Source organism: Methylomarinovum tepidoasis (assembly GCF_030294985.1).
Classification (GTDB): Bacteria; Pseudomonadota; Gammaproteobacteria; order Methylococcales; family Methylothermaceae; genus Methylohalobius; species Methylohalobius tepidoasis.
This window is the reverse complement of the sequence record NZ_AP024718.1, coordinates 1,511,911-1,530,730: the sequence shown is the minus strand read 5'-3', so window position 1 is coordinate 1,530,730 and position 18,820 is coordinate 1,511,911. Positions and strand designations below refer to the sequence as shown.

Genomic DNA, 18,820 nt, shown 5'->3' with positions numbered 1-18,820 from the left:
AGGGCCAACAGCAGCCCGAAGAAGCCGACGGGGCTGCGCGGCGGACCGCAGCTCCTGGGGCGGCGGCCAGCCGACGCAGACGGGCTTCGTATTCGGACTGGGGGGCGCGACGCTGGAGGCGGGCCAGCACCCGGGCGCGGTCGAGCCAGAGCGGATCGGTGGTCATATCGTAAAGAGCCAGCAGACCCTCGCCGAGAAAGGCGTAGTCCTCCTGCAGCCCCTCGCTGCCGGCGCGGCCGTTCAGAGAGGCGCGCAGCAGCCGGCTATCCCGGCGGTGGCGGATACGGGGACCGTAATCGGGCCCTTTGGCTTGCAGTTTGCGCTGCAGCTCGGCCGGGCAGGTGGCACCCTCGGCGTGGGGAAGGGGCAGGTACAGGGCGCTGACCTCGAAGGAGAGGAAAAGGCCGATTCTACGCCAGGCTCGATAGCGCCACCGCAATCACAACGAAAAAGAAACAATGATGGGAACAAATCTCTATTTGTACGGTCTATGGAAACAAGTGTTCATCACTTACCTCCTTTTTAGGATCCTCCTCATGGGTATTGCTCCCATGCCTTGGCCCGCCCTTCCCGGCGGGCATTTTTTTTGGCTAGCCTTCGTCCCCGAGGCGCAGCCGGCCCATTCCGACGGCGGCGTCGATGACCCGCTCGGCCAGGCGCGAGAACGGCAGGCTCTGAATCCACACGCTGCCGGTGCCCGAAAGCGTGGCCAGAAACAATCCCTCGCCGCCGAAGAACATGCTCCTGAGCCCGCCGGCCAGGCCGATGCCGTAGTCGATCCCCGGCCCGAAGGCCACCAGGCAGCCGGTATCGATCCGGATCGTCTCCCCTACCAAATCCTTCTTCACCACCTTGCCGCCGGCGTGGAGGAAGGCCATGCCGTCCCCCTCCAGGCGCTCGAGGATGAAGCCCTCGCCGCCGAAGAAGCCGGTGCCCAGGCGCTTCTGAAACACCACGTCGATCTTCGTCCCCTTGGCGGCGGCGAGGAAGGCGTCCTTCTGGCAGGTGATCTCCCCACCCAATTGGGCCAGATCGACAGGAATGATGGAGCCGGGATAGGGAGCGGCGAAGGCGACGGTGCGCGGGCGCTGTCCTTCGTTGGTGAAATGGGTCAGGAACACGGACTCGCCGGTGAGCATGCGCTTTCCCAGAGACCACAGCTTGCCCATGACCCCGGCCTCGGAGCCGTCACCGAGGCGGGTCTCGAAGGCGATGTCCTCCTCCAGGTAGAGCATCATCCCCGCCTCGGCCACCACGGTCTCGCCGGGATCGAGAACGATCTCCACCAGCTGCAGGTCCTCACCGACGATGCGGTAGTCGACTTCGTGGCTTTGCATGGTTTTTCACCCTCGCAGCAACAGATTCCCCAGCACCTGCTCGTACACCTCGGTCAGGGCGTCGAGATCGGCCACCGCCACGTGCTCGTTGACCTGGTGGATGGTGGCGTTGATAGGTCCCAGCTCCAGCACCTGGGCGCCGGTGGGGGCGATGAAACGGCCATCGGAGGTGCCGCCGGCGGTGGACAGTTCGGCCTCCCGTCCCAGCACCTCCCTGAGGGCCTGCTGCACCGCGCCGATGATCTCGTCACTGGCGGTCAGGAAGGGGTTGCCGGACAGGCGCCAGTCCAGTTCGTAGTCGAGACCGTAGTGGTCGAGGATCTCGGCCACCCGGCGCTGGATGGCCTCGGCGGTCAGCTCGGTGGAGAAGCGGAAGTTGAACTGGACGTCGAGATGGCCGGGGATGACGTTCTCGGCCCCGGTGCCAGCCTCGATATTGGCGATTTGAAAAGTGGTGGAGGGAAAGTGGTCGTTGCCCTCGTCCCAGACTTCGTTGACCAGGTGGTTCAAGGCCGGGGCGAACTGGTGGATGGGATTTCTGGCCTTGTGGGGATAGGCCACGTGCCCCTGAACGCCGAAGACCCGCAACATGCCGGTGAGGGAGCCGCGGCGTCCGACCTTGACCACGTCACCCAGCTTCGTCTCGCTCGACGGCTCCCCCACCAGGCACCAGTCGATGGTTTCGTCGCGGGCCTGGAGCACCTCCACCACCTTCGCCACGCCGTCGACGGCGAGTCCTTCCTCGTCGGAAGTCAGCAGCACGGCGATGGAACCGGCGTGATCCGGGTGCTTCTCCACGAAACGGCGGCAGGCGACGGTGAAGGCCGCCACCGCCCCCTTCATGTCGGCGGCGCCGCGGCCGTAGAGCTTGCCCTCGTGGACGTGGGGCTCGAAGGGCGGAAAGATCCAGGCGGCCGGGTCGCCGGGCGGCACCACGTCGGTGTGACCGAGAAACACGAACAGCGGCCGGGCGCTGCCGCGGCGCAGCCACAGATTGCGGGTGTCGCCGAAGTCGAGGAATTCCGCCTCGAAACCCGAAGGCTCCAGCTTCTCCACGATCAGCTCCATGCAGCCGGCGTCCTCCGGCGTCACTGAGGGCTTAGCGATCAGGGCCTTGGCCAGCTCCAGGGTTTCGCTCACGGTCAGTCCCTAAGCAGCTCGTTGATCCCCACCTTGCTGCGGGTACGCTCGTCCACCTGTTTGATGATGACGGCGCAGTAGAGGCTGTGGCTGCCGTCCTTGGCCGGCAGGCTGCCGGGCACCACCACCGAGCCGGCAGGCACGCGGCCGTAGCTGATTTCGCCGGTTTGGCGGTTGTAGATCTTGGTGGACTGGCCGATGTAGACCCCCATGGAGATCACCGAACCTTCCTCGACGATCACCCCCTCGACGATCTCGGAGCGGGCGCCGATGAAGCAATTGTCCTCGATGATGGTGGGATTGGCTTGCAGCGGCTCCAGCACCCCGCCGATACCAACGCCGCCGGACAGATGCACGTTCTTGCCGATCTGGGCACAGGAACCCACCGTGGCCCAGGTGTCCACCATGGTGCCGGAATCCACGTAAGCGCCGATGTTGACGTAGGACGGCATCAGCACCGCGCCCGGCGCCACGTAGGCCCCGCGGCGGACGTTGGCGAAAGGCACCACCCGCACCCCGTCGCGGCGGAAGTCCTCGGGGCGGTAGCCGGCATACTTCAGCTCCACCTTGTCGTAGAAATTGGTCGGCGCCCCATCCATCATGCGGTTGTCATTGAGGCGGAACGACAGCAGCACCGCCTTCTTGAGCCACTGGTTCACCACCCACTGGCCGTCCTTTTTCTCCGCCACCCGCGCCTGACCGGAATCGAGCAGGCACAGAGCCGCCTCCACCGCCTCGCGGATTTCCGCCGGGGCGCTTTGGGGGCTCAGTTCGGTCCGCTTTTCGAAGGCGTCCTCGATGACGCGCGCCAGTTCACTCATTGCGATATCCCTGTTATGGTTGTCGATGGAAACGGCAAAGCATACCCGCCATGCGCCAACGGATTCAAGCACATCTCATGGGACTGGGGATTCTGGCCTCGGTGCTGGGCGGATGCGCGGCTCATCCTTCCCGACCCGCCGCTTCGGCCACGCATCTGGGAGCGAGGATCGCCGCCATCGCGCTGCGGTATCAGGGCGTGCCTTACCGTTACGGCGGCAACGATCCCAGCGGCTTCGATTGCAGCGGCCTAGTCCAATTCACCCACCGCCGCTTCGGCCTTGACGTTCCCCGCGCCGCCAGGCAACAATGGCGCCACGCCCGCAAGATCCCGGCCGGGGCACTGCAACCGGGAGACCTGCTGTTCTTCCGTCCCGCGCGCAAGGGCTGGCACGTGGGCGACGGCAATTTCGTCCACGCCCCTTCGCGCGGCAAGCGCGTCCGAACCACCCGGCTTAACCGCTACTGGTGGCGGCATTTCATCGGGGCCGGACGGTATTGGTGAGCTTCAGGCCCAGTACTTGCGCAGCCGCTTGAAGCGTTCCAACGCTTCCTTGACCCTGGCGGCGGTTTCCGGATCCTGCAATTCGTTGTTGCGGTAGATGCGGTCGAGCAGGCCCTCCTTGACCAGGGCTTCCTTGATCCAGCGCTTGGCGAAGCGGTAGTTGGTGGGCACGGCGGCCAGTTCGCCGGTTTCCGGATTTTTGAACTGCTTGAGCTGGGCGACTTCCTCGTCGCTGGGTTCGGGTTCGGCCGTGGCGGGCGCGGCCTCGGCGGCCGGCTTCGGCGCTTCAGGCGACACCGGAGCCTGCGGCGGTGGCGGGGCAGCGGTTTCAGGTCCTTCCTCGTGGGGACAGCCCTTGATGGCCACGCTGATGAAGATGTACAGCGTGTAGGCCACAAACAATACGGTCAAAGCGACTAACAGTTCGAACATGTGTTTTCCTCCCCTGGTATCGTTATTCTAAGCGGCACGGACCAGAATCTCTCCCCGTCCCACCGAGGCCAGATCCCCCCCGTAGCGGTGGACCCGGTTGAAGGCGTTGGCTGGATCGGCGAAGCGGCTGTCGAGATGGCGCAGGCCGGCGAACCACAGCGGCAGGAATCCCAGGGTGTGGGTGCCGCAGTCGCCGTAGGTGGCCGGGATGACTGCCGGTTCCCGCCACAACAGCAGGGTGCCGCGGCGCAGGCCGTAGCCGGGATTTTTCCCCACCTGCCCCATCACCGCGATGGTGCCGGCGATCAGGCGCGAACCGCAGTAGTCACCAGCGTTGCCTTCCACCAGGATGATGCCGCGGCGCAACTGGTCACCGCAACGGTCGCCGGCATCTCCCTTCACCAGCACGATGCCGCCGCGCATGCCGCGTTTGTCCCCGGGCAGGGCGGCGCCCAGGAAGTTTCCGGCATTGCCGTCGATCTGCACCAGACCGCCGCGCAGTTCGCAGGCGGCGAAAAGATCGGCATCGCCCTTGACGTGCAGCCGGCCCGAACGCATCCCCATGCCGGCATAGGCCCCCGCATTTCCTTCCACGGTGATGTCGAGATCGCGGGCGTCGCGGCCGATGTAATCGAGCTTGCGGCAGTCGCCGCGCAGCACCAGGCGGGCGGTGTCATCGCCTTCCAGGGTGAACAGCTCGTCCACGCGCCGGCGGCGCTTTCCGAGCCAGAGCTTGAGGGCGGCGATTTCCGCCGGGGTCAGTTCCCTGGCCGCCGACAGTGGACGCATGTCCACCCGCTGGCGGGGTTCGGCCTTCAGGGTCAAAGTCAACGCGCTCATGCCATGATCTCCCGCAGGTGAAAGTGGAACGGCCCCAGCTTGCCGCCGTAGTTGCCGGCGCTGATGCGGCGGATGCCGGCCCCGGCCCCCAGCTGACACACCGCCTCGATGCCGGCGCGCATGGCCTTGTCGATGTCCTCCTTGGTCAGACCGTCGATGACGATCTCCATCACCGATTCGATCTCCGGTGACAGCTGGGTGTTCGTCACCCCTTTCAGGGTCGGACAAAAGGCGTCGTTGGTGGAGGCATTGAGGGCCTTGTACTTGGAGCCGACCTTGGAACCGGAGCGCACCACCCCGCCGGGAAACGGCATGATGACGTTGGGGATCTCTTTCATCGCCGCCACCGCCGCCTCACAGGCCGCCAGGGCTTGGGGCTGGGATTCGGCCAGGATCAGGAAATTGCCGCCGCCGACCGCATCTACCATGCCGGTGGTTTCCTCGGCCAAAAATTCGCCGTCCATCACCGGGATGCGCCAGTAGCGCCTGCCGCCGATCTTCTTCGACATCTGGAAACCGTCGCCGAAGAAACGCAGGTTCTTGCCCAGGGGAATGGGCTTGCCTCCCTCGATGCCGGCGAACAGGGCCGAGGTGGGCGAGGTCAGCACGCACTGGCCGGCGCGGGTTTCCAGCTGTTTGGCCAGCCCCTTGCCGCCCATGGCGAAGATCAGCACCGCAACCCCGGGGCGGCCGTCCGGCGTCTCCTCCGGGCTGAGCTCGCGCTCGATGCCGGCCTCGCAGCCGCAGGCGATCACCGAGGTGGCGAAACCCGTCATGGCGCGGGCGCTGTGGTAGGCCCACTCCAGGTTCTGGGCGGTGATGATGGCGCGGGTGGCCTTCATGGGGAAGGCCTCGGCGAAGGTGTCGTCGATGTGGATGCCGTTGATGACCATCAGCCCTGCCCTCCGCACGGATGCACGGTGATGCTGCCACGGCCGTCCTCGGCGATCTCCTCGTCACGGATGATGAAGTTGTCCAGTTTCATGGTCATGTAGCGGTCGAAGTAATCGGCCAGTTGCTTCTCGATGCCGGCATCGTAATCCGGCTTGACGGTGTGGGTGGTGCCCCAGGTGACGCCGACCACCTGGCCGTCCCGGACCACCAGCTCGCCGTCCTTGAACACGTAGGCCGGCCTGGCGAACATGGCCTCCACGTCCTCGTTGGGGGTATAGACGGTGATGTCGGCCGCCGCTCCCGCCCCCAGATGGCCGCGGTCGTCCAGGCCCACCAGCCTGGCGGCCCCGGCGCGGGTCATGATGGCGATCTCGTAGAGGCTGTATTCGCGCTCGATGGCCGCCAGGGTGGTCATCTTCTGCGCCTCCGGGTGCAGGCGCGAGAGCTGCTCGTTGCGGAAGGTCCGGTCCATGAGCAGGCGGATCAGGTGGGGATAGCTGGTGAAGGGGGCGCCGTTGGGATGGTCGGTGGTGAGAAACACCCGCCACGGGTCGTCCACCAGCAGGAAGATCTCCAGGCCGATGGCCCACTGCAGGGCGTTGACGAAGTTCTGGTCCCGATACTTGAACGGCACCACCCCGCAGCCGGCGTCGCATTCGATGTCCATGCACACCCACTTCTTCGGATGGGCGTGGCCGGCGTTGGCGTGCTGGCGCATGTTGTCGCCCGAGGCGGTGACCGTCTGCCCGAACAGGATCTGGCCCACGTCCACGGTGATGTTGGGGTTGGCGTTGACCGCCTCGGCGATCCGCGCCGCCCCGGAGGAAAACTTGAAATCCCCCTCGGTGCCGTAGCTGTGGAACTGGATGTGGGTCAGATGCAGAGGCAACCCCTCGATGCCGGCGATGGTCTTGAGGGTGGTTTCCACATTGCCCGGCACCCCCAGGTTGCAGCCGTGGACGTGGAGCGGATGGGGAACGCCCAGTTCATGCACTGCGGTGGCCAGGGTCTTGAGCACCTGGCGCGGCGTGACGCCGTAGTAGGCGTGCCGCTCGTCCAGATCCAGGGCCCGCTGGTTGAACTTGAAGGCGCTGATGCCACCGGGGTTGACCACCTTGATGCCGATGCACTGGGTGGCGTTCAGGGTCCAGGCGACGTAATCGTTGATGGCCTGCTGGTCAGCGCCGTCGCGCAGCAGCCGCAGCAGGAAATCGTCGCTGCCGAGCATGGCGTAACCGCCCTTGTCGAGGATGGGAATGTCGCCCATCTCCATGTGGGCCTGGCGAGCGTTGACCGGCAGCACCGCCGGCTCGAAGGCGGTGGTAAAGCCCATCTCGGCGTAGCGGTAGCCGGTGGTCAGGGTACTGGGGGCGGCATGGCCACAACCGGAACGCAGCCGCTCGGTGTGGTACTGGGGATCGGCACGGTGGTCCTCCGGTAGCATCGTGCGGGCGATGTTGACCTTACCGCCGCCGATGTGGGTGTGCATGTCGATGGCGCCTGCCATGACGATCTTTCCGGACAGGTCGTATTCCCGATCGACCCGTGCGCCGGGCGGCGGCTCGACGATACGGCCGTCCTGGACGTAGAGGTCGCGCACCTGACCGTCGATGCCATGAGCTGGATCGTAGACGGTGCCTCCCTTGAGTTTGATCAGCATATCGGTTCCCTGTTCGTTGGGTTGAAGATCATTGCCCGGCTCCCGCGTATTCCGCCACCATCTCCACCAGCACTGCGAACACCGTCAGCATGAAGACCACCGCCAGCGCCATCAACGCCAGCAGCACCTTGGGGATGCCCAACTCCAGATAAGCTTCGGTGGGGTTTTTGGGATTGTAATAGACGGTCACCTGCTTGCCTTCCTGATAGCGTTTCAAGATCTCGCGGTGGAAGGCTTCGCGGTTGGTGTAGATGTAGTCGGGATTGATGCGGTGGCCGTGATAGGTGCGCCCGCCGACCTGGTATTCGTAACTGACGTGGGCGCCGAACAGCCTGGCGCCCGTGCGGGGATGTTCGGCAGCATCCAACCGGGTGGCGACGATCCGCCCCGGCGCCTTGCGCCAGGTGGCCGAACGCACCACGTAGTGGCGGATCACGTAGATCGCCAGGGCGACGGCGATGCCGACGACCAAAACGCCGGCGATCAGGGTGGCGAGCAACTGGCTCGTCATCGCCGCAGCTTGGCCTCGATGGCCTGCAGCACCTCGGCGGCGCTGGGCAATGCCGTCTCCCGCAGCCGGTACAGCCGCACCGCCACCACGTTGTCGGTGCGGTAAGTGTGGCCGGCATGGTCGATGCCGGGACAACCCACCGGAATGAACACCTCCGGCTCCCGGCCCAAGGTCATGCCGCAGCGGCCGACGACCACCTGAGAAACGTCGGCCGCCGGCGGCGTCTGGCTGGCGTCGAAGGGCGCCAGCCACAGCAACGCATCGGCCTCGCCGCCGGCCAGCAGCCGGTCGGCGGCGTTGAGCCAGGGATCGTAGTTGGGCGTGCCGCGGCGGAAATCCACCCGCAGCGGGAAGCCGGTCTGCCAACCGCACACCTGGGCGACGGTCTGATCCCCATTCTTGCCGCCCAAAGGCAGGCCGCTGCAGCGGGTGGCCCGGTTGATTTCCTTGACCAGCTCGCACAGATTCTGCACCGTCAGCTCGGCGTGATCCCAGGCCAGCGCCCCGGCGGCCCAGACCACCACTCCGTAGCGGGCCGCCTTGAGCGCTTCGGCCAGATTCCGCAGCTCGGCGACATGGATGCCGCCGACGCGCTCGGCCGCCACCGGGGCGTCCTTGGCCAGGGCCCGCAAGGCCGCCACCACCTGAGGCAGGTCGCCATCCCTACAGGCCAGCACCCGGGGCGGCGTTCCATCCGGCGCGGTGGCGCTGGTACCCGAAGGCGCCTTGCCCAGGAATGTCACCCGGCGCTCGCCGGCGGTGACGAACATGCCATCCTGCCACACGTGGCGTTCGAAGAAGCGGGGAAAGGCGGCATCGATGTCGCAGCCGACCACCACGATCAAATCGGCGCGGTTCTTCACCTCCGCCAGGGTACAGGTCATCCAGCCGGAATCCTGCAGCACCAGGAGGTTGCGCAGGCTGGCTTCAGCATTGACGGTATCGACCACCGCCCCCAGCCGGTCGGCCAGGGACAGGGCGGCACGGATACCGTTGACGTCGGCGGCCATGCCGGCAAACAGCGGCGCCTCGGCCTTGCCGAGAATCCCCGCCGCCTCGGCGACGGCGGTTTCCAGATCCACCGGCTTTCCCCGGACCCGGGGGCAGGTGTCCCCCAAGGGCTGCTCGAAACCGGCCCGAGTGACGGCGTCGCCGTTCTCCACCACCTCGACCCGGCCGTCGTCCCCGATCCGCAGGGTCAGATCGTCGGCGGCGATTCCACAGAAGGGGCTGGGCACTTCCACCCACATTCCCGGTTCGGTCATCTTGGCCATCGGCGCTCCCTGTGCTACATGGTTTCGTCGCATTATAGCAACTCGGCCTACCGGGGAAAGGGCAGGAAACCTGCCACTGGCACCCACCACCCTAAAGCGTTAGAATTTTCGATCCAACTTCGCCCCGATAGCTCAGCTGGATAGAGCGTCCCCCTCCTAAGGGGAAGGCCCCAGGTTCGAATCCTGGTCGGGGCGCCATCCCCCCACGCCTGCCAAGCGTCCCTCAGCAAGGAGGTATATCCGATGACACGGTGCGTTCTGTTCACCCTGATGACACTGCTGGCCGCCTGCGCCGGCACGCCCGAGAGCCAACCGCCCGCGCAAGCGAAGGCGGAACCGGCGAAGCGATGGAACCCCAGCACGCTTAAAGAGGAGACCAAACAGACGGCGATGGCCGCCAGCCGGGATTACTTCGGCTGCATTCAGGACGAGCTGATGCATTACCGCTACCAGGGCGGTGACTCCCGCTACGAAACCCAGGCGCTGCTGCGCCGCTGTGAGAAACGCCTGCAGCCGATCCGCACCGCCTTCGACGCCGAGGGCGTCGATCCCCGCATCACCCGCCGCTATCTCAAACGCAAGCGCACCCAGGCGGCGCGTTTCGTGCTGCGCAATCTCATGGCGGTGGAAGCCCAGGCTCGGGCAGCCCGGCAGACGGGGGAATGATACAATTCCGCCTCAGTGAGGCTCCCCAACCATAACGACAGGATTGAAGAGGCATGAACATCGACATTTCCCAGCTGCCCCAGACCCTGGACGCGCTCCATCTGATCCTGGGGATCGCGTTCATCGTGACGCTGTTTCTGTTGGTTCTGGTGCTGACCGTCGCCGTGCTGGTGCTGCTGCGTCGCAGCGCCGCCCCGGCCCAGCCCCAGGTGATCGAAAAGGTGGTGGAAAAACCCGCGCCCGCCCCAACCCCGCCGCCCACGGCGGTCCGCGAGGAGAAAAAGGCGGAAAGATCGGCCCCGCCCCCCAAACCGGTCATCCTGCGCGAACCCACCCCGGACGCCGCCCTGCAGCTTCTGGGACTGTTCCAGAGCGAGGCCCGCCTGCTCGATTTCCTCGAAGAGGACATCAGCGCCTATTCCGATGCCGACGTGGGGGCGGCCGCCCGCATCGTCCACGAGGGCTGCCGCAAGGTGCTCCACGAACACTTCGACATCGAGCCGGTGCGCCCCGAGGAGGAAGGCACCCGCATCACCATTCCCAAAGGCTTCGACCCGGCGGAGATCCGCCTCACCGGCAACATCGTCGGCGAGCCCCCGTTCCAGGGCGTGCTCGTCCACCGCGGCTGGCACGCCGTCAGGGTGAAGCTGCCGCAGCTGTCGGAAGGCCATCGGGTTGACATCCTCGCCCCGGCGGAGGTGGAGCTATGAGCGATCAGAACGACAAACGCTACGCCGTCGGCATCGACCTGGGCACCACCAACAGCGTGGTCGCCTGGACCGACCTGGAAAAGTGCGACCGCGATCTGGCGCCGGTCGAACCCATGGGCATCCCCCAGCTGATCGCCCCGGGCGAGGTGGAGGAACGGCGCCAGCTGCCTTCCTTCCTGTATCTGCCCCATCCGGACGAGCTGCGGCCGGAGGACAGGGTGCTGCCCTGGCGCGAGGACGTCGAACACATCGTCGGGGTCCTCGCCCGCGAGCTGGGCAGCAAAACCCCGATCCGCCTGGTTTCGAGCGCCAAGAGCTGGCTGTGCCACGCCGGGGTCAATCCCAAGGAGGCCTTCCTGCCCATCGAGGCCCCGGAGGAAATCCCGCGGGTGTCGCCCTATCAGGCTTCCCTGGAATACCTCCAGCACATGCGCGACGCCTGGAACTACCTCCACCCGGACGCCCCCCTGGAGGAACAACATCTGGTCCTCACCGTCCCCGCTTCCTTCGACCCGGCCGCCCGCGAACTGACCGCCGAAGCCGCCCGCGAAGCCGGCCTGGAACAGGCGGTGCTACTGGAGGAACCCCAGGCGGCCCTGTACAGCTGGATCCAGCTCAGCGAGGGGCAGTGGCGCGAGCAGGTCCACGTGGGCGACATCATCCTGGTGGTGGACGTGGGCGGCGGCACCACCGACCTGTCGCTCATCGCCGTCACCGAGGAGGACGGCAACCTGCAGCTGGAGCGCGTGGCCGTCGGCGATCACATCCTCCTGGGCGGCGACAACATGGACCTGGCCCTGGCCTACGTGGTGAAGATGAAGCTGGAACAGGAGGGCAAACGCCTCGATCCCTGGCAGATCCACGCCCTGACGCATAGCTGCCGCGAGGCCAAGGAGAAGCTGCTGGCCGACCCCGAGCTGCAGGCGATGCCGGTGGTAGTGCCCAGCCGCGGCTCCAAGCTCATCGGCGGTACCCTGCGCACGGAACTGACCCGCGAGGAAGTCCAGCGCACTCTGATCGACGGCTTCTTTCCCATCGTTTCCATCGACGAAAAACCGGTCTCGCGGCCGCGCACCGGCCTGACCACCCTGGGGCTACCCTACGCCCAGGACGCCCGCATCACCGTCCATCTGGCCCACTTCCTCACCCGCCAGGTGGGCGCGGTGGACGAATTGAAGGACGTCAGCGTCCCCGAGGGGGCCCGTTTCATCCATCCCTCGGCCATCCTGCTCAACGGTGGAGTGTTCAAGGCCGACATGCTCGCCCAGCGGGTGCTGGAGGCGGTCAATCACTGGCTGCGGACCGACGGCGCCCCGGAAGCCCGGCTGCTGGAAGGAGCCGACCTGGACCTGGCGGTGGCCCGTGGCGCGGCCTATTACAGCTACGTGCGCCTGGGCGGCGGGGTCAGGATCCGCGGCGGCACCGCGGCCACCTACTACGTGGGCGTCGAGAGCGCCATGCCGGCGGTTCCCGGCTTCCCGCCGCCGATCCGGCTGCTGTGCGTCGCTCCCTTCGGCATGGAGGAAGGCACCGAAGCCCCCCTGCCCCCCTACGAATTCGGCCTGGTGGTGGGTGAGCCGGTGCGGTTCCGCTTCTTCGCCTCCACCGTGCGCCGCGATGACCCGGTCGGCGCCCTGATCGACCAGTGGTCCGAGGAGGAAATCCAGGAGCTGGCGGAAATCGAGATCGCCCTGCCGCCGGAAAACCGCAAGCCCGGCGAGGTGGTGCCGGTGAACCTGGTCGCCACCTATACCGAAGTCGGCACCCTGCGCCTGGAGGCGGTGGCCAAGGATACCGGCGAACGCTGGAAGATCGAATTCGACGTCCGCGGCCAGGAACTGCCGGCCCAGCCCCAGGCCCCGGAATCGCCGGTGCCGGAGGCGGTGATCGCCGAAGCGGTGGAGGAAAACCCGCCGGCCGAAGCGGAAGCCGCAGCAGAAGAGACAGAGACGCCGGCGGAAGAGGCGCCTGCCGAAGCAGAGGCAGCAGAGACATCCGCCGAAGCAGCACCGCCCCAGGAGGAAACCGCCGAGGAACGGGAAGAGCGGGAGCGCAAGGGCGGTTTCTGGCCGTTCAAAAAGTAACCCATGGCCAAGCCCCGGTATCTGGTCGGCATCGACCTGGGGACCACCCACACCCTGGTCGCCTACACCGACCTGTCCCGCGGCCCCGAGGCGCCGGTGGAGCGCTTCGCCATTCCTCAGCTCATCGCCCCCGGGGAACTGGCGGAGCGGCCCCTGCTGCCCTCGGTGCGCTATCATCCGGCGGAAGGTGAACTGAACCCGGAGGAAATCCGCCTGCCCTGGCCGCCGGTGGACATCGGCGACCCGGTGCCGCACCCGGTGATCGGCGAGCTGGCCCGCCGCCTGGGGGCCAAATCCCTCGGCCGTCTGGTCACCAGCGCCAAGAGCTGGCTGTGCAACGACGGCGTCGACCGTCTGGCCGACATCCTGCCCTGGGGTTCGCCGCCGGAGGTGCCCAAGGTTTCGCCCCTGACTGCCAGCGCCAGTTACCTGGCCCACGTGCGCGGCGCCTGGAATTACCGCTTCCCCGACCACCCGCTGGAGACCCAGGAAGTCATCGTCACGGTGCCGGCCTCCTTCGACGAGGCCGCCCGCACCCTGACCGTGGAGGCAGCCCGCAGGGCCGGCCTTTCCCGTATCCGCCTGCTGGAGGAACCCCAGGCGGTGTGTTACGACTGGCTCCACCGCCACCGCGGCGACCTGTCCCCCATCGCCGACCGCCGCCTGCTGCTGGTGGTGGATCTGGGCGGCGGCACCACCGATCTGACCCTGATCGCCATCGCTCCCGGCGACGGTCAGCCCGAACTGACCCGCATCGGCATCGGCGACCATCTGCTCCTGGGAGGCGACAACATCGACCTCATGCTGGCGCATCTGGCCGAGGAACGCCTGCTCGACCAGGGCCACAAACTGTCCCCGGCCGACTTCGCCCAGCTGGTGGAACAGTGCCGCCTGGCCAAGGAGCGCCTGCTGGCCGAAGGTGACCCCGAGAGCGCCACGGTCACCATCCTCGGCGGCGGTCGCAGGCTGATCGGCGCGGCCCGCGCGGTCACTTTCACCCGCGAGGAGGTGCGCCGCATCGTCCTCGACGGCTTCTTCCCCGAAGTCTCGCTCCAGGATCACCCGGAAGGGGTCCGCAGCGGCTTGGTGGAATTCGGCCTGCCCTATGTGGCCGATCCGGCGGTCACCCGCCACATCGCCGCCTTCCTCAGCCACCACCGCCGGGCCGCCGCCCAGGCTTTGGGAAACGCGCAAGCCGAACCGGTCCCCGACGCCATCCTGCTCAACGGCGGGGTGTTTTTGAGCCCGGTCATCACCGAACGCCTGCTGGCGGTGGTTTCCCGCTGGGGACGGACCTCCATCCGCCGGCTCGACAATCCCCATCCGGATTTTGCCGTCGCCGCCGGAGCGGTCGCCTACGGCCTGGCCCGCCGCGGGCTGCAACCCAGAATCGGCGGCGGCTCGCCCCGCAGTTACTTTCTGGTGGTGGAAAACGAAACCGGTCAGCCCCAGGGGGTGTGCCTGCTGCCCCGTGGCGCCGAAGAGGAACGGGAGGTTCTCCTCCGGGACCGCCGGTTTGCGCTGCGTCTGGGCCGTCCGGTGCGTTTTCACCTAGTCGCCACCAGCGACGACATCACCCCTGTCCCCGGCGAGGTCCTGCCCCTGGACAGCGAGCGCTTCGCCCCCCTGCCGCCGCTGGTGCTGGCGCTGGCCGGTGAAGACCAGGGCGAGATCCAGGTCCGCCTCGCCGCCCGCCTCACCGAAGTGGGCACCCTGGAACTGGACTGCGTCGCCGTGGACGATCCGGAAAAGCGCTGGCAACTGACCTTCGAACTACGCCGCCAACCCCTCAGCCACAAGATCCAGGACGCCTCCCATCCCCATCTGGACGAGGCCCTGGGACTGATCCGCCAGGTCTTCGGCAGGAAATCCCGGGACGTTTCCCCCAAGCTGGTCAAAAGCCTGCGCGCGGAACTGGAAAAGCGCCTGGGACCGCGACAGCGCTGGGACATGCCCCTGCTGCGGGAACTGGCCGATGCGCTGCTGGAAGGACGCCGGTTCCGCCGCCGCAGCGCCGAACACGAGCGCGCCTGGCTGGGCCTGACCGGTTTCTGCCTGCGTCCCGGCTTCGGTTATCCCCTGGACGACTGGCGCATCGATCAGCTCTGGCCCCTGTACGCCGCGGGGCTCCAGTTCGTCAACGTGATCCAGAACTGGGCCGAGTGGTGGACCTTCTGGCGCCGCCTCGCCGGCGGTCTGGACGCCCATGCCCAGGAGAGCCTCTATGCCGACATCCGCGACTACCTCGATCCGGTCAAATCCCGCAAAGGCAAGCTCGCCACCCTGAGCCGGCAGCGTAGCTACGAAAACATCGTCCGCCTGGCGGCGGTGCTGGAGCACCTGCCCCCAAGCACCAAGACCGAACTGGGCCGCTGGCTGCTCAAGCGCCTGCAGAGTCCTAAGGAACCGGAACAGACCGCCTGGGCTTTGGGGCGAGTGGGAAGCCGGGTACCCTTCTACGGCAGCGCCCACAACTGCGTCCCCCGCGAGGAAGCGGAGGACTGGCTGCGGCAACTGCTGACGATGGATTTTAGGAAACGGCCGCTGTTGGGGTTCGCCGCCGCCCTGCTGGCGCGGCGCTGCGGCGACCGCAGCCGCGACGTGGACCCTCAGCTGCGCGAGGCCGTCATCGCCCAGCTCAAACAGGCCAAGGCGCCGGCTTCGTGGATCGCGATGGTGAGCGAGGTAGCGGAGCTGTCGGCGGAGGACGAACAGCGCCTGTTCGGCGAAGCCCTGCCGCCGGGCCTGAAACTGATCGCCTAACCGAGGGCGGCGACCGCCTTGGGGGCCTCCAGCAGACGCGCCTTCCCCTTCTCCAGCTGATAGATACGGTCGGCGATTTCGACGATGCTGGGCTGGTGGGAAATGGCCAGAATGGTCAGCGCGTACGCCTGCTTCAGATCCTGCAGGGTGCGGCAGATGGCGCGCTGGGTTTCGGGATCGAGGGCGCTGGTGGCCTCGTCGAGAATCAGCAGTTTGGGCCGGTGCGCCAGGGCGCGGGCGATCATGATGCGCTGGCGCTGGCCGCCGGACAGCCGCGCGCCGCGCTCGCCCACGACCGTCTGCATCCCTTCCGGCAGGCGGCTGACGAATTCCCAGGCGCCCGCCGCCTTCAGGGCCCACTCGGCATCGGCTGCGGTGAGACCCGGATCACCGAAAGTGACGTTGGTGAGAATGGTGTCGTGCAGCAGCAGGTTCTCCTGGGGCACGTAGCCGATCAGGCGCCGCCAGGCATGGAGATCGATTTCGAGCAGATCGACGCCGTCGATGAGAATCCGCCCGCTTTGGGGACGGAGCAGACCGGTGACCAGATCCACCACCGTGGTCTTGCCGGCGCCGGAAAACCCGATCAGGGCCGTCAGCTCCCCGGCGGGAATGGACAGGGACAAGCCCTGGAGCACCGGGCGGTGCTCGTAAGCGAAATGGACCTCCTCCAGCGCGATGCCCCGGGACAAAGTCGGCCGGCGCTCGCCCCCGGTCGGCTCGACCGCACGCCGTGCCTCCTCGATGGTGCCGAGCAGGGACCAGTAGGCGCTTTCACAACTGACCATATTCTGGTGCATGCGCTGCATCCGCCCCATGGCCGACAGCACCCGGCTGAGCAGGATCAGCAACACCATCACCTCGGCCGTCGGCATGTGCCACAGCACGTAGCCGACGTAGAAACCGCCGCTGACCAACCCCAGGAACGCCGGACCCTGCACCGCTTTCAAAGCTTCCTTGCTCAACACGTCCTTCTGCAGTGCCTTGTTGAGGCGCCTGGTTTCGGTGGCGATCACGCGGTCGGCCAGTTCCTCCCGGCCCATGGCCTTGAGCGGCTTGACCGACTGCAGGCAATCGGTCAACTGGCGCAGCAGGGCTTTGAGCACCCGGGTCTGGCGTTTGCCGGCCTTTTTGGCCATGCGCACGAAGAACTGCAGGATGGCCAGGACCGCCACCGCCCCGCCCAGATAAGCCAGCGTCGCCGTCCAGGAAACCGTCATCGCCACTGCCACGTAGGCGAACGCCTGAATGGCGGCGGCCAGCATGTTGGTACCGTGAAAATACGCCATCGACGCCCGGTTGGGCTCCGTGGACATGGCGTTGGCCAGCGTCCCCAACGGCAATCCAAGGTAGAAATTCCACTTGGCCTTGAGCAGGGCGTCGAGCAGCTGCAGACGCAGATCCGTCGCCACCTGGGCGATGGTGTAACCGACGTATTTCTTGGCCACCAGCACCAGTCCGCTGCGCAACACCGTGCCTACCACCAGGACGACGATCAGCACTCCCAGGGTCAGGGGCAGTCCGGCCCATTCCAGTGCCTTGAGCAGATAAGCCGCTTTGCCATCGGTCTTCATTTCCAGCGCGCCACCACTTTCCACCACCGAACTCAACATCGGCAGCAGCGCGGTCATGCTCACGCCCTCCACCAGACCGGCCAGCACCAGAGCGACTAGGACGATCAGGCTCTGACGGGGATAGGCGCGCAGGAAACGGAACAGCAGGCGCATCAGGCGGACAGGCCGTGGGCGGCGAACACCTGGGCGAAGGTGTCGAGCAGACGGTCGATCTGCGCCGGTGTGTGGGCGGCGCTCATGCTGCAGCGCAGCAGGCAGCGGTGGTCGGGGGTGGCCGGCGGCATCACCAGATTGACGTACACGCCGCGTTCGAGCAGCTCCTTCCACACCGCCAGCGAATCGGCCCGGTCCTCGCTCAGAATCACCGGCACCACCGGGCTGAGCTGCGGGCCCAGGGTACAGCCCAGCGCCTTGAGGCCGTTGTAGAAACGCTCGGCGTTGTCCCACAGACGCCGGCGCAGTTCCCGGCCGTCGCGCAGCAAGCGCAGGGCGACCCGGGTGGAGGCGATCTGGGCCGGCGAGGAGGAAGCGGTGAAGATGTAGGGCCGGGCGGCGTAACGCAGGGTGTCGAGGGCTTGGTGGGAGCTGACGCAGTAGCCGCCGATGGCGCCCAGGCTCTTGCTGAAGGTGCCGACGATGAAATCGGCCCGTTCGGTCACTCCTTCCGCCTCCACCAGTCCCCGGCCCTGCTCGCCCAGCACCCCGAGGGAATGGGCCTCGTCCACCATGAGGAAGGCGCCGTAACGGTCCTTGACCTCGACGATCTCCCGCAGGGGGGCGCGGTCACCGAACATGCTGTAGATCCCTTCCACCACCACCAGGGTGCAGCGGGCGCGGTCCTTGAGACGGCGCAGGCGCTTGTCCAGGTCGGCGACATCGTTGTGGCGGAAGCGGATCACTTCGGCGGCGCTCATCTTGCAGCCGTCGTAGATGCTGGCGTGACAGTCGGCGTCGATCAGGATGACATCGTCCGCCCCCGGCAGGGTGGAGAGCAGCGCCAGGTTGGCCAGGTAACCGGCGGAGAACACCACGCTGTAGGGAAGCCCGTAAAATTCTGCGAACTCCCGCTCCAGCGCCTGGTGATCGACGTAGTTGCCGTTGGCCATGCGCGAACCGGTGGTGCCGCAGCCTTCCTCGCGGAGCGCCCGGACCGCCGCTTCGATGCACTCGGGATGGAAGGTCAGCCCCAGATAATTGTTGGTGCCGGCCAGGATTACCTGGCGACCGTTGACGATCGCCTCGGTGGGCGAGAGGATCTTCTCCACCACCACGTTGAAAGGATCGGCACCGAGGGCCTTGAGCTGGTCGCGGGCCTCCTGGAGCGGCCTGAATTTGTCGAGGAGAGTCATCAATCCTGTAGCTGCTTGTGGATCTTCTGGGCCAGATCGCCGACGGTGCGCACGTCCGGGAGCACGTTCAGGGGAATCGAAACGTCGAAATGATCCTCGACTTCCTGGAGCAGGTTCATCACCTTCATGGAATCGAGGCCGAGGCTCCCCACCAGTTCGGTGTCCTCGTCGATCTCCGTCGCCTGAGGAACCAGAGTGCGGAAGGTCTGCAGCAATTCTTCGAGTACTTGTTGATAGGTCTTCATGGCATGTTGGTCGTTGA

General features: G+C 66.6%; 17 protein-coding genes and 1 tRNA gene. 6 read left to right on the top strand and 12 right to left on the bottom strand.

Going from position 1 to position 18,820, the window contains the following annotated elements:
• Positions 1 to 590: 590 nt before the first annotated feature.
• The 3 genes from MIN45_RS07725 to dapD are packed head-to-tail and all read right to left on the bottom strand — an operon-like array spanning position 591 to position 3,298.
• Complete coding sequence (locus MIN45_RS07725) at positions 591 to 1,337, bottom strand: TIGR00266 family protein (RefSeq protein ID WP_286291384.1); 747 nt, start codon at positions 1,335 to 1,337, stop codon at positions 591 to 593.
• A 6-nt stretch (positions 1,338 to 1,343) separates the two neighbouring features.
• Positions 1,344 to 2,477 carry a succinyl-diaminopimelate desuccinylase gene (gene dapE, locus MIN45_RS07720; protein WP_286291383.1) on the bottom strand — a complete coding sequence of 378 codons (1,134 nt, stop codon included), beginning with the start codon at positions 2,475 to 2,477 and terminating at the stop codon, positions 1,344 to 1,346.
• A 2-nt stretch (positions 2,478 to 2,479) separates the two neighbouring features.
• Positions 2,480 to 3,298 carry a 2,3,4,5-tetrahydropyridine-2,6-dicarboxylate N-succinyltransferase gene (dapD, locus tag MIN45_RS07715; protein WP_286291382.1) on the bottom strand — a complete coding sequence of 273 codons (819 nt, stop codon included), beginning with the start codon at positions 3,296 to 3,298 and terminating at the stop codon, positions 2,480 to 2,482.
• 50 nt (positions 3,299 to 3,348) lie between these two features.
• On the opposite strand from dapD, the gene MIN45_RS07710 reads away from it, so the two are divergent.
• Positions 3,349 to 3,801 (top strand): C40 family peptidase, encoded by a 453-nt coding sequence (locus MIN45_RS07710; RefSeq protein ID WP_286291381.1) that lies wholly within the window; start codon positions 3,349 to 3,351, stop codon positions 3,799 to 3,801.
• A 3-nt stretch (positions 3,802 to 3,804) separates the two neighbouring features.
• Here MIN45_RS07710 and MIN45_RS07705 read toward each other — a convergent pair whose 3' ends face one another.
• The 6 genes from MIN45_RS07705 to MIN45_RS07680 are packed head-to-tail and all read right to left on the bottom strand — an operon-like array spanning position 3,805 to position 9,412.
• Positions 3,805 to 4,233: a hypothetical protein gene (locus MIN45_RS07705; protein ID WP_286291380.1), complete on the bottom strand. Its 429-nt coding sequence runs from the start codon at positions 4,231 to 4,233 to the stop codon at positions 3,805 to 3,807.
• A 27-nt stretch (positions 4,234 to 4,260) separates the two neighbouring features.
• The gene (locus MIN45_RS07700) at positions 4,261 to 5,073 is read right to left on the bottom strand and encodes a formylmethanofuran dehydrogenase subunit C (RefSeq protein ID WP_286291379.1); all 813 of its coding nucleotides are present in this window, start codon (positions 5,071 to 5,073) and stop codon (positions 4,261 to 4,263) included.
• Entirely contained in the window at positions 5,070 to 5,966 is an 897-nt protein-coding gene (gene fhcD, locus MIN45_RS07695; RefSeq protein WP_286291378.1) for a formylmethanofuran--tetrahydromethanopterin N-formyltransferase, read from the bottom strand. The genes MIN45_RS07700 and fhcD overlap by 4 nt, the downstream gene beginning before the upstream one ends.
• A complete protein-coding gene (locus tag MIN45_RS07690; protein WP_286291377.1) occupies positions 5,966 to 7,627 on the bottom strand; it encodes a formylmethanofuran dehydrogenase subunit A in 1,662 nt (553 codons plus the stop codon). The genes fhcD and MIN45_RS07690 overlap by 1 nt, the downstream gene beginning before the upstream one ends.
• A 28-nt stretch (positions 7,628 to 7,655) precedes the next feature.
• Positions 7,656 to 8,138 (bottom strand): DUF3592 domain-containing protein, encoded by a 483-nt coding sequence (locus tag MIN45_RS07685; protein WP_286291376.1) that lies wholly within the window; start codon positions 8,136 to 8,138, stop codon positions 7,656 to 7,658.
• Positions 8,135 to 9,412: a formylmethanofuran dehydrogenase subunit B gene (locus MIN45_RS07680; protein ID WP_337250340.1), complete on the bottom strand. Its 1,278-nt coding sequence runs from the start codon at positions 9,410 to 9,412 to the stop codon at positions 8,135 to 8,137. The genes MIN45_RS07685 and MIN45_RS07680 overlap by 4 nt, the downstream gene beginning before the upstream one ends.
• A gap of 121 nt (positions 9,413 to 9,533) precedes the next feature.
• On the opposite strand from MIN45_RS07680, the gene MIN45_RS07675 reads away from it, so the two are divergent.
• The 5 genes from MIN45_RS07675 to MIN45_RS07655 all read left to right on the top strand — a co-directional run bounded on the left by MIN45_RS07675 (position 9,534) and on the right by MIN45_RS07655 (position 15,635).
• Positions 9,534 to 9,610: transfer RNA gene (locus tag MIN45_RS07675), tRNA-Arg, on the top strand.
• Between the two features lie 45 nt (positions 9,611 to 9,655).
• Positions 9,656 to 10,078, top strand: a complete 423-nt coding sequence (locus MIN45_RS07670) for a hypothetical protein (protein WP_286291375.1) — start codon at positions 9,656 to 9,658, stop codon at positions 10,076 to 10,078.
• 53 nt (positions 10,079 to 10,131) lie between these two features.
• On the top strand, positions 10,132 to 10,788 hold the full coding sequence (locus MIN45_RS07665) for a DUF2760 domain-containing protein (protein WP_286291374.1): 657 nt from the start codon (positions 10,132 to 10,134) through the stop codon (positions 10,786 to 10,788).
• Complete coding sequence (locus MIN45_RS07660; RefSeq protein WP_286291373.1) at positions 10,785 to 12,872, top strand: Hsp70 family protein; 2,088 nt, start codon at positions 10,785 to 10,787, stop codon at positions 12,870 to 12,872. Before MIN45_RS07665 ends, MIN45_RS07660 begins: the two co-directional genes overlap by 4 nt.
• Before the next feature lie 3 nt (positions 12,873 to 12,875).
• Positions 12,876 to 15,635: an Hsp70 family protein gene (locus MIN45_RS07655; protein ID WP_286291372.1), complete on the top strand. Its 2,760-nt coding sequence runs from the start codon at positions 12,876 to 12,878 to the stop codon at positions 15,633 to 15,635.
• Here the strand turns inward: MIN45_RS07655 and MIN45_RS07650 are convergent.
• The 3 genes from MIN45_RS07650 to MIN45_RS07640 are packed head-to-tail and all read right to left on the bottom strand — an operon-like array spanning position 15,632 to position 18,803.
• Positions 15,632 to 17,362 (bottom strand): ABC transporter ATP-binding protein, encoded by a 1,731-nt coding sequence (locus MIN45_RS07650; RefSeq protein WP_286291371.1) that lies wholly within the window; start codon positions 17,360 to 17,362, stop codon positions 15,632 to 15,634. The two genes, MIN45_RS07655 and MIN45_RS07650, sit on opposite strands and share 4 nt — an antisense overlap.
• Positions 17,362 to 18,558: a serine palmitoyltransferase gene (spt, locus tag MIN45_RS07645; RefSeq protein ID WP_286291370.1), complete on the bottom strand. Its 1,197-nt coding sequence runs from the start codon at positions 18,556 to 18,558 to the stop codon at positions 17,362 to 17,364. The genes MIN45_RS07650 and spt overlap by 1 nt, the downstream gene beginning before the upstream one ends.
• The gene (locus MIN45_RS07640; RefSeq protein ID WP_286291369.1) at positions 18,558 to 18,803 is read right to left on the bottom strand and encodes an acyl carrier protein; all 246 of its coding nucleotides are present in this window, start codon (positions 18,801 to 18,803) and stop codon (positions 18,558 to 18,560) included. The genes spt and MIN45_RS07640 overlap by 1 nt, the downstream gene beginning before the upstream one ends.
• Positions 18,804 to 18,820 lie beyond the last annotated feature (17 nt).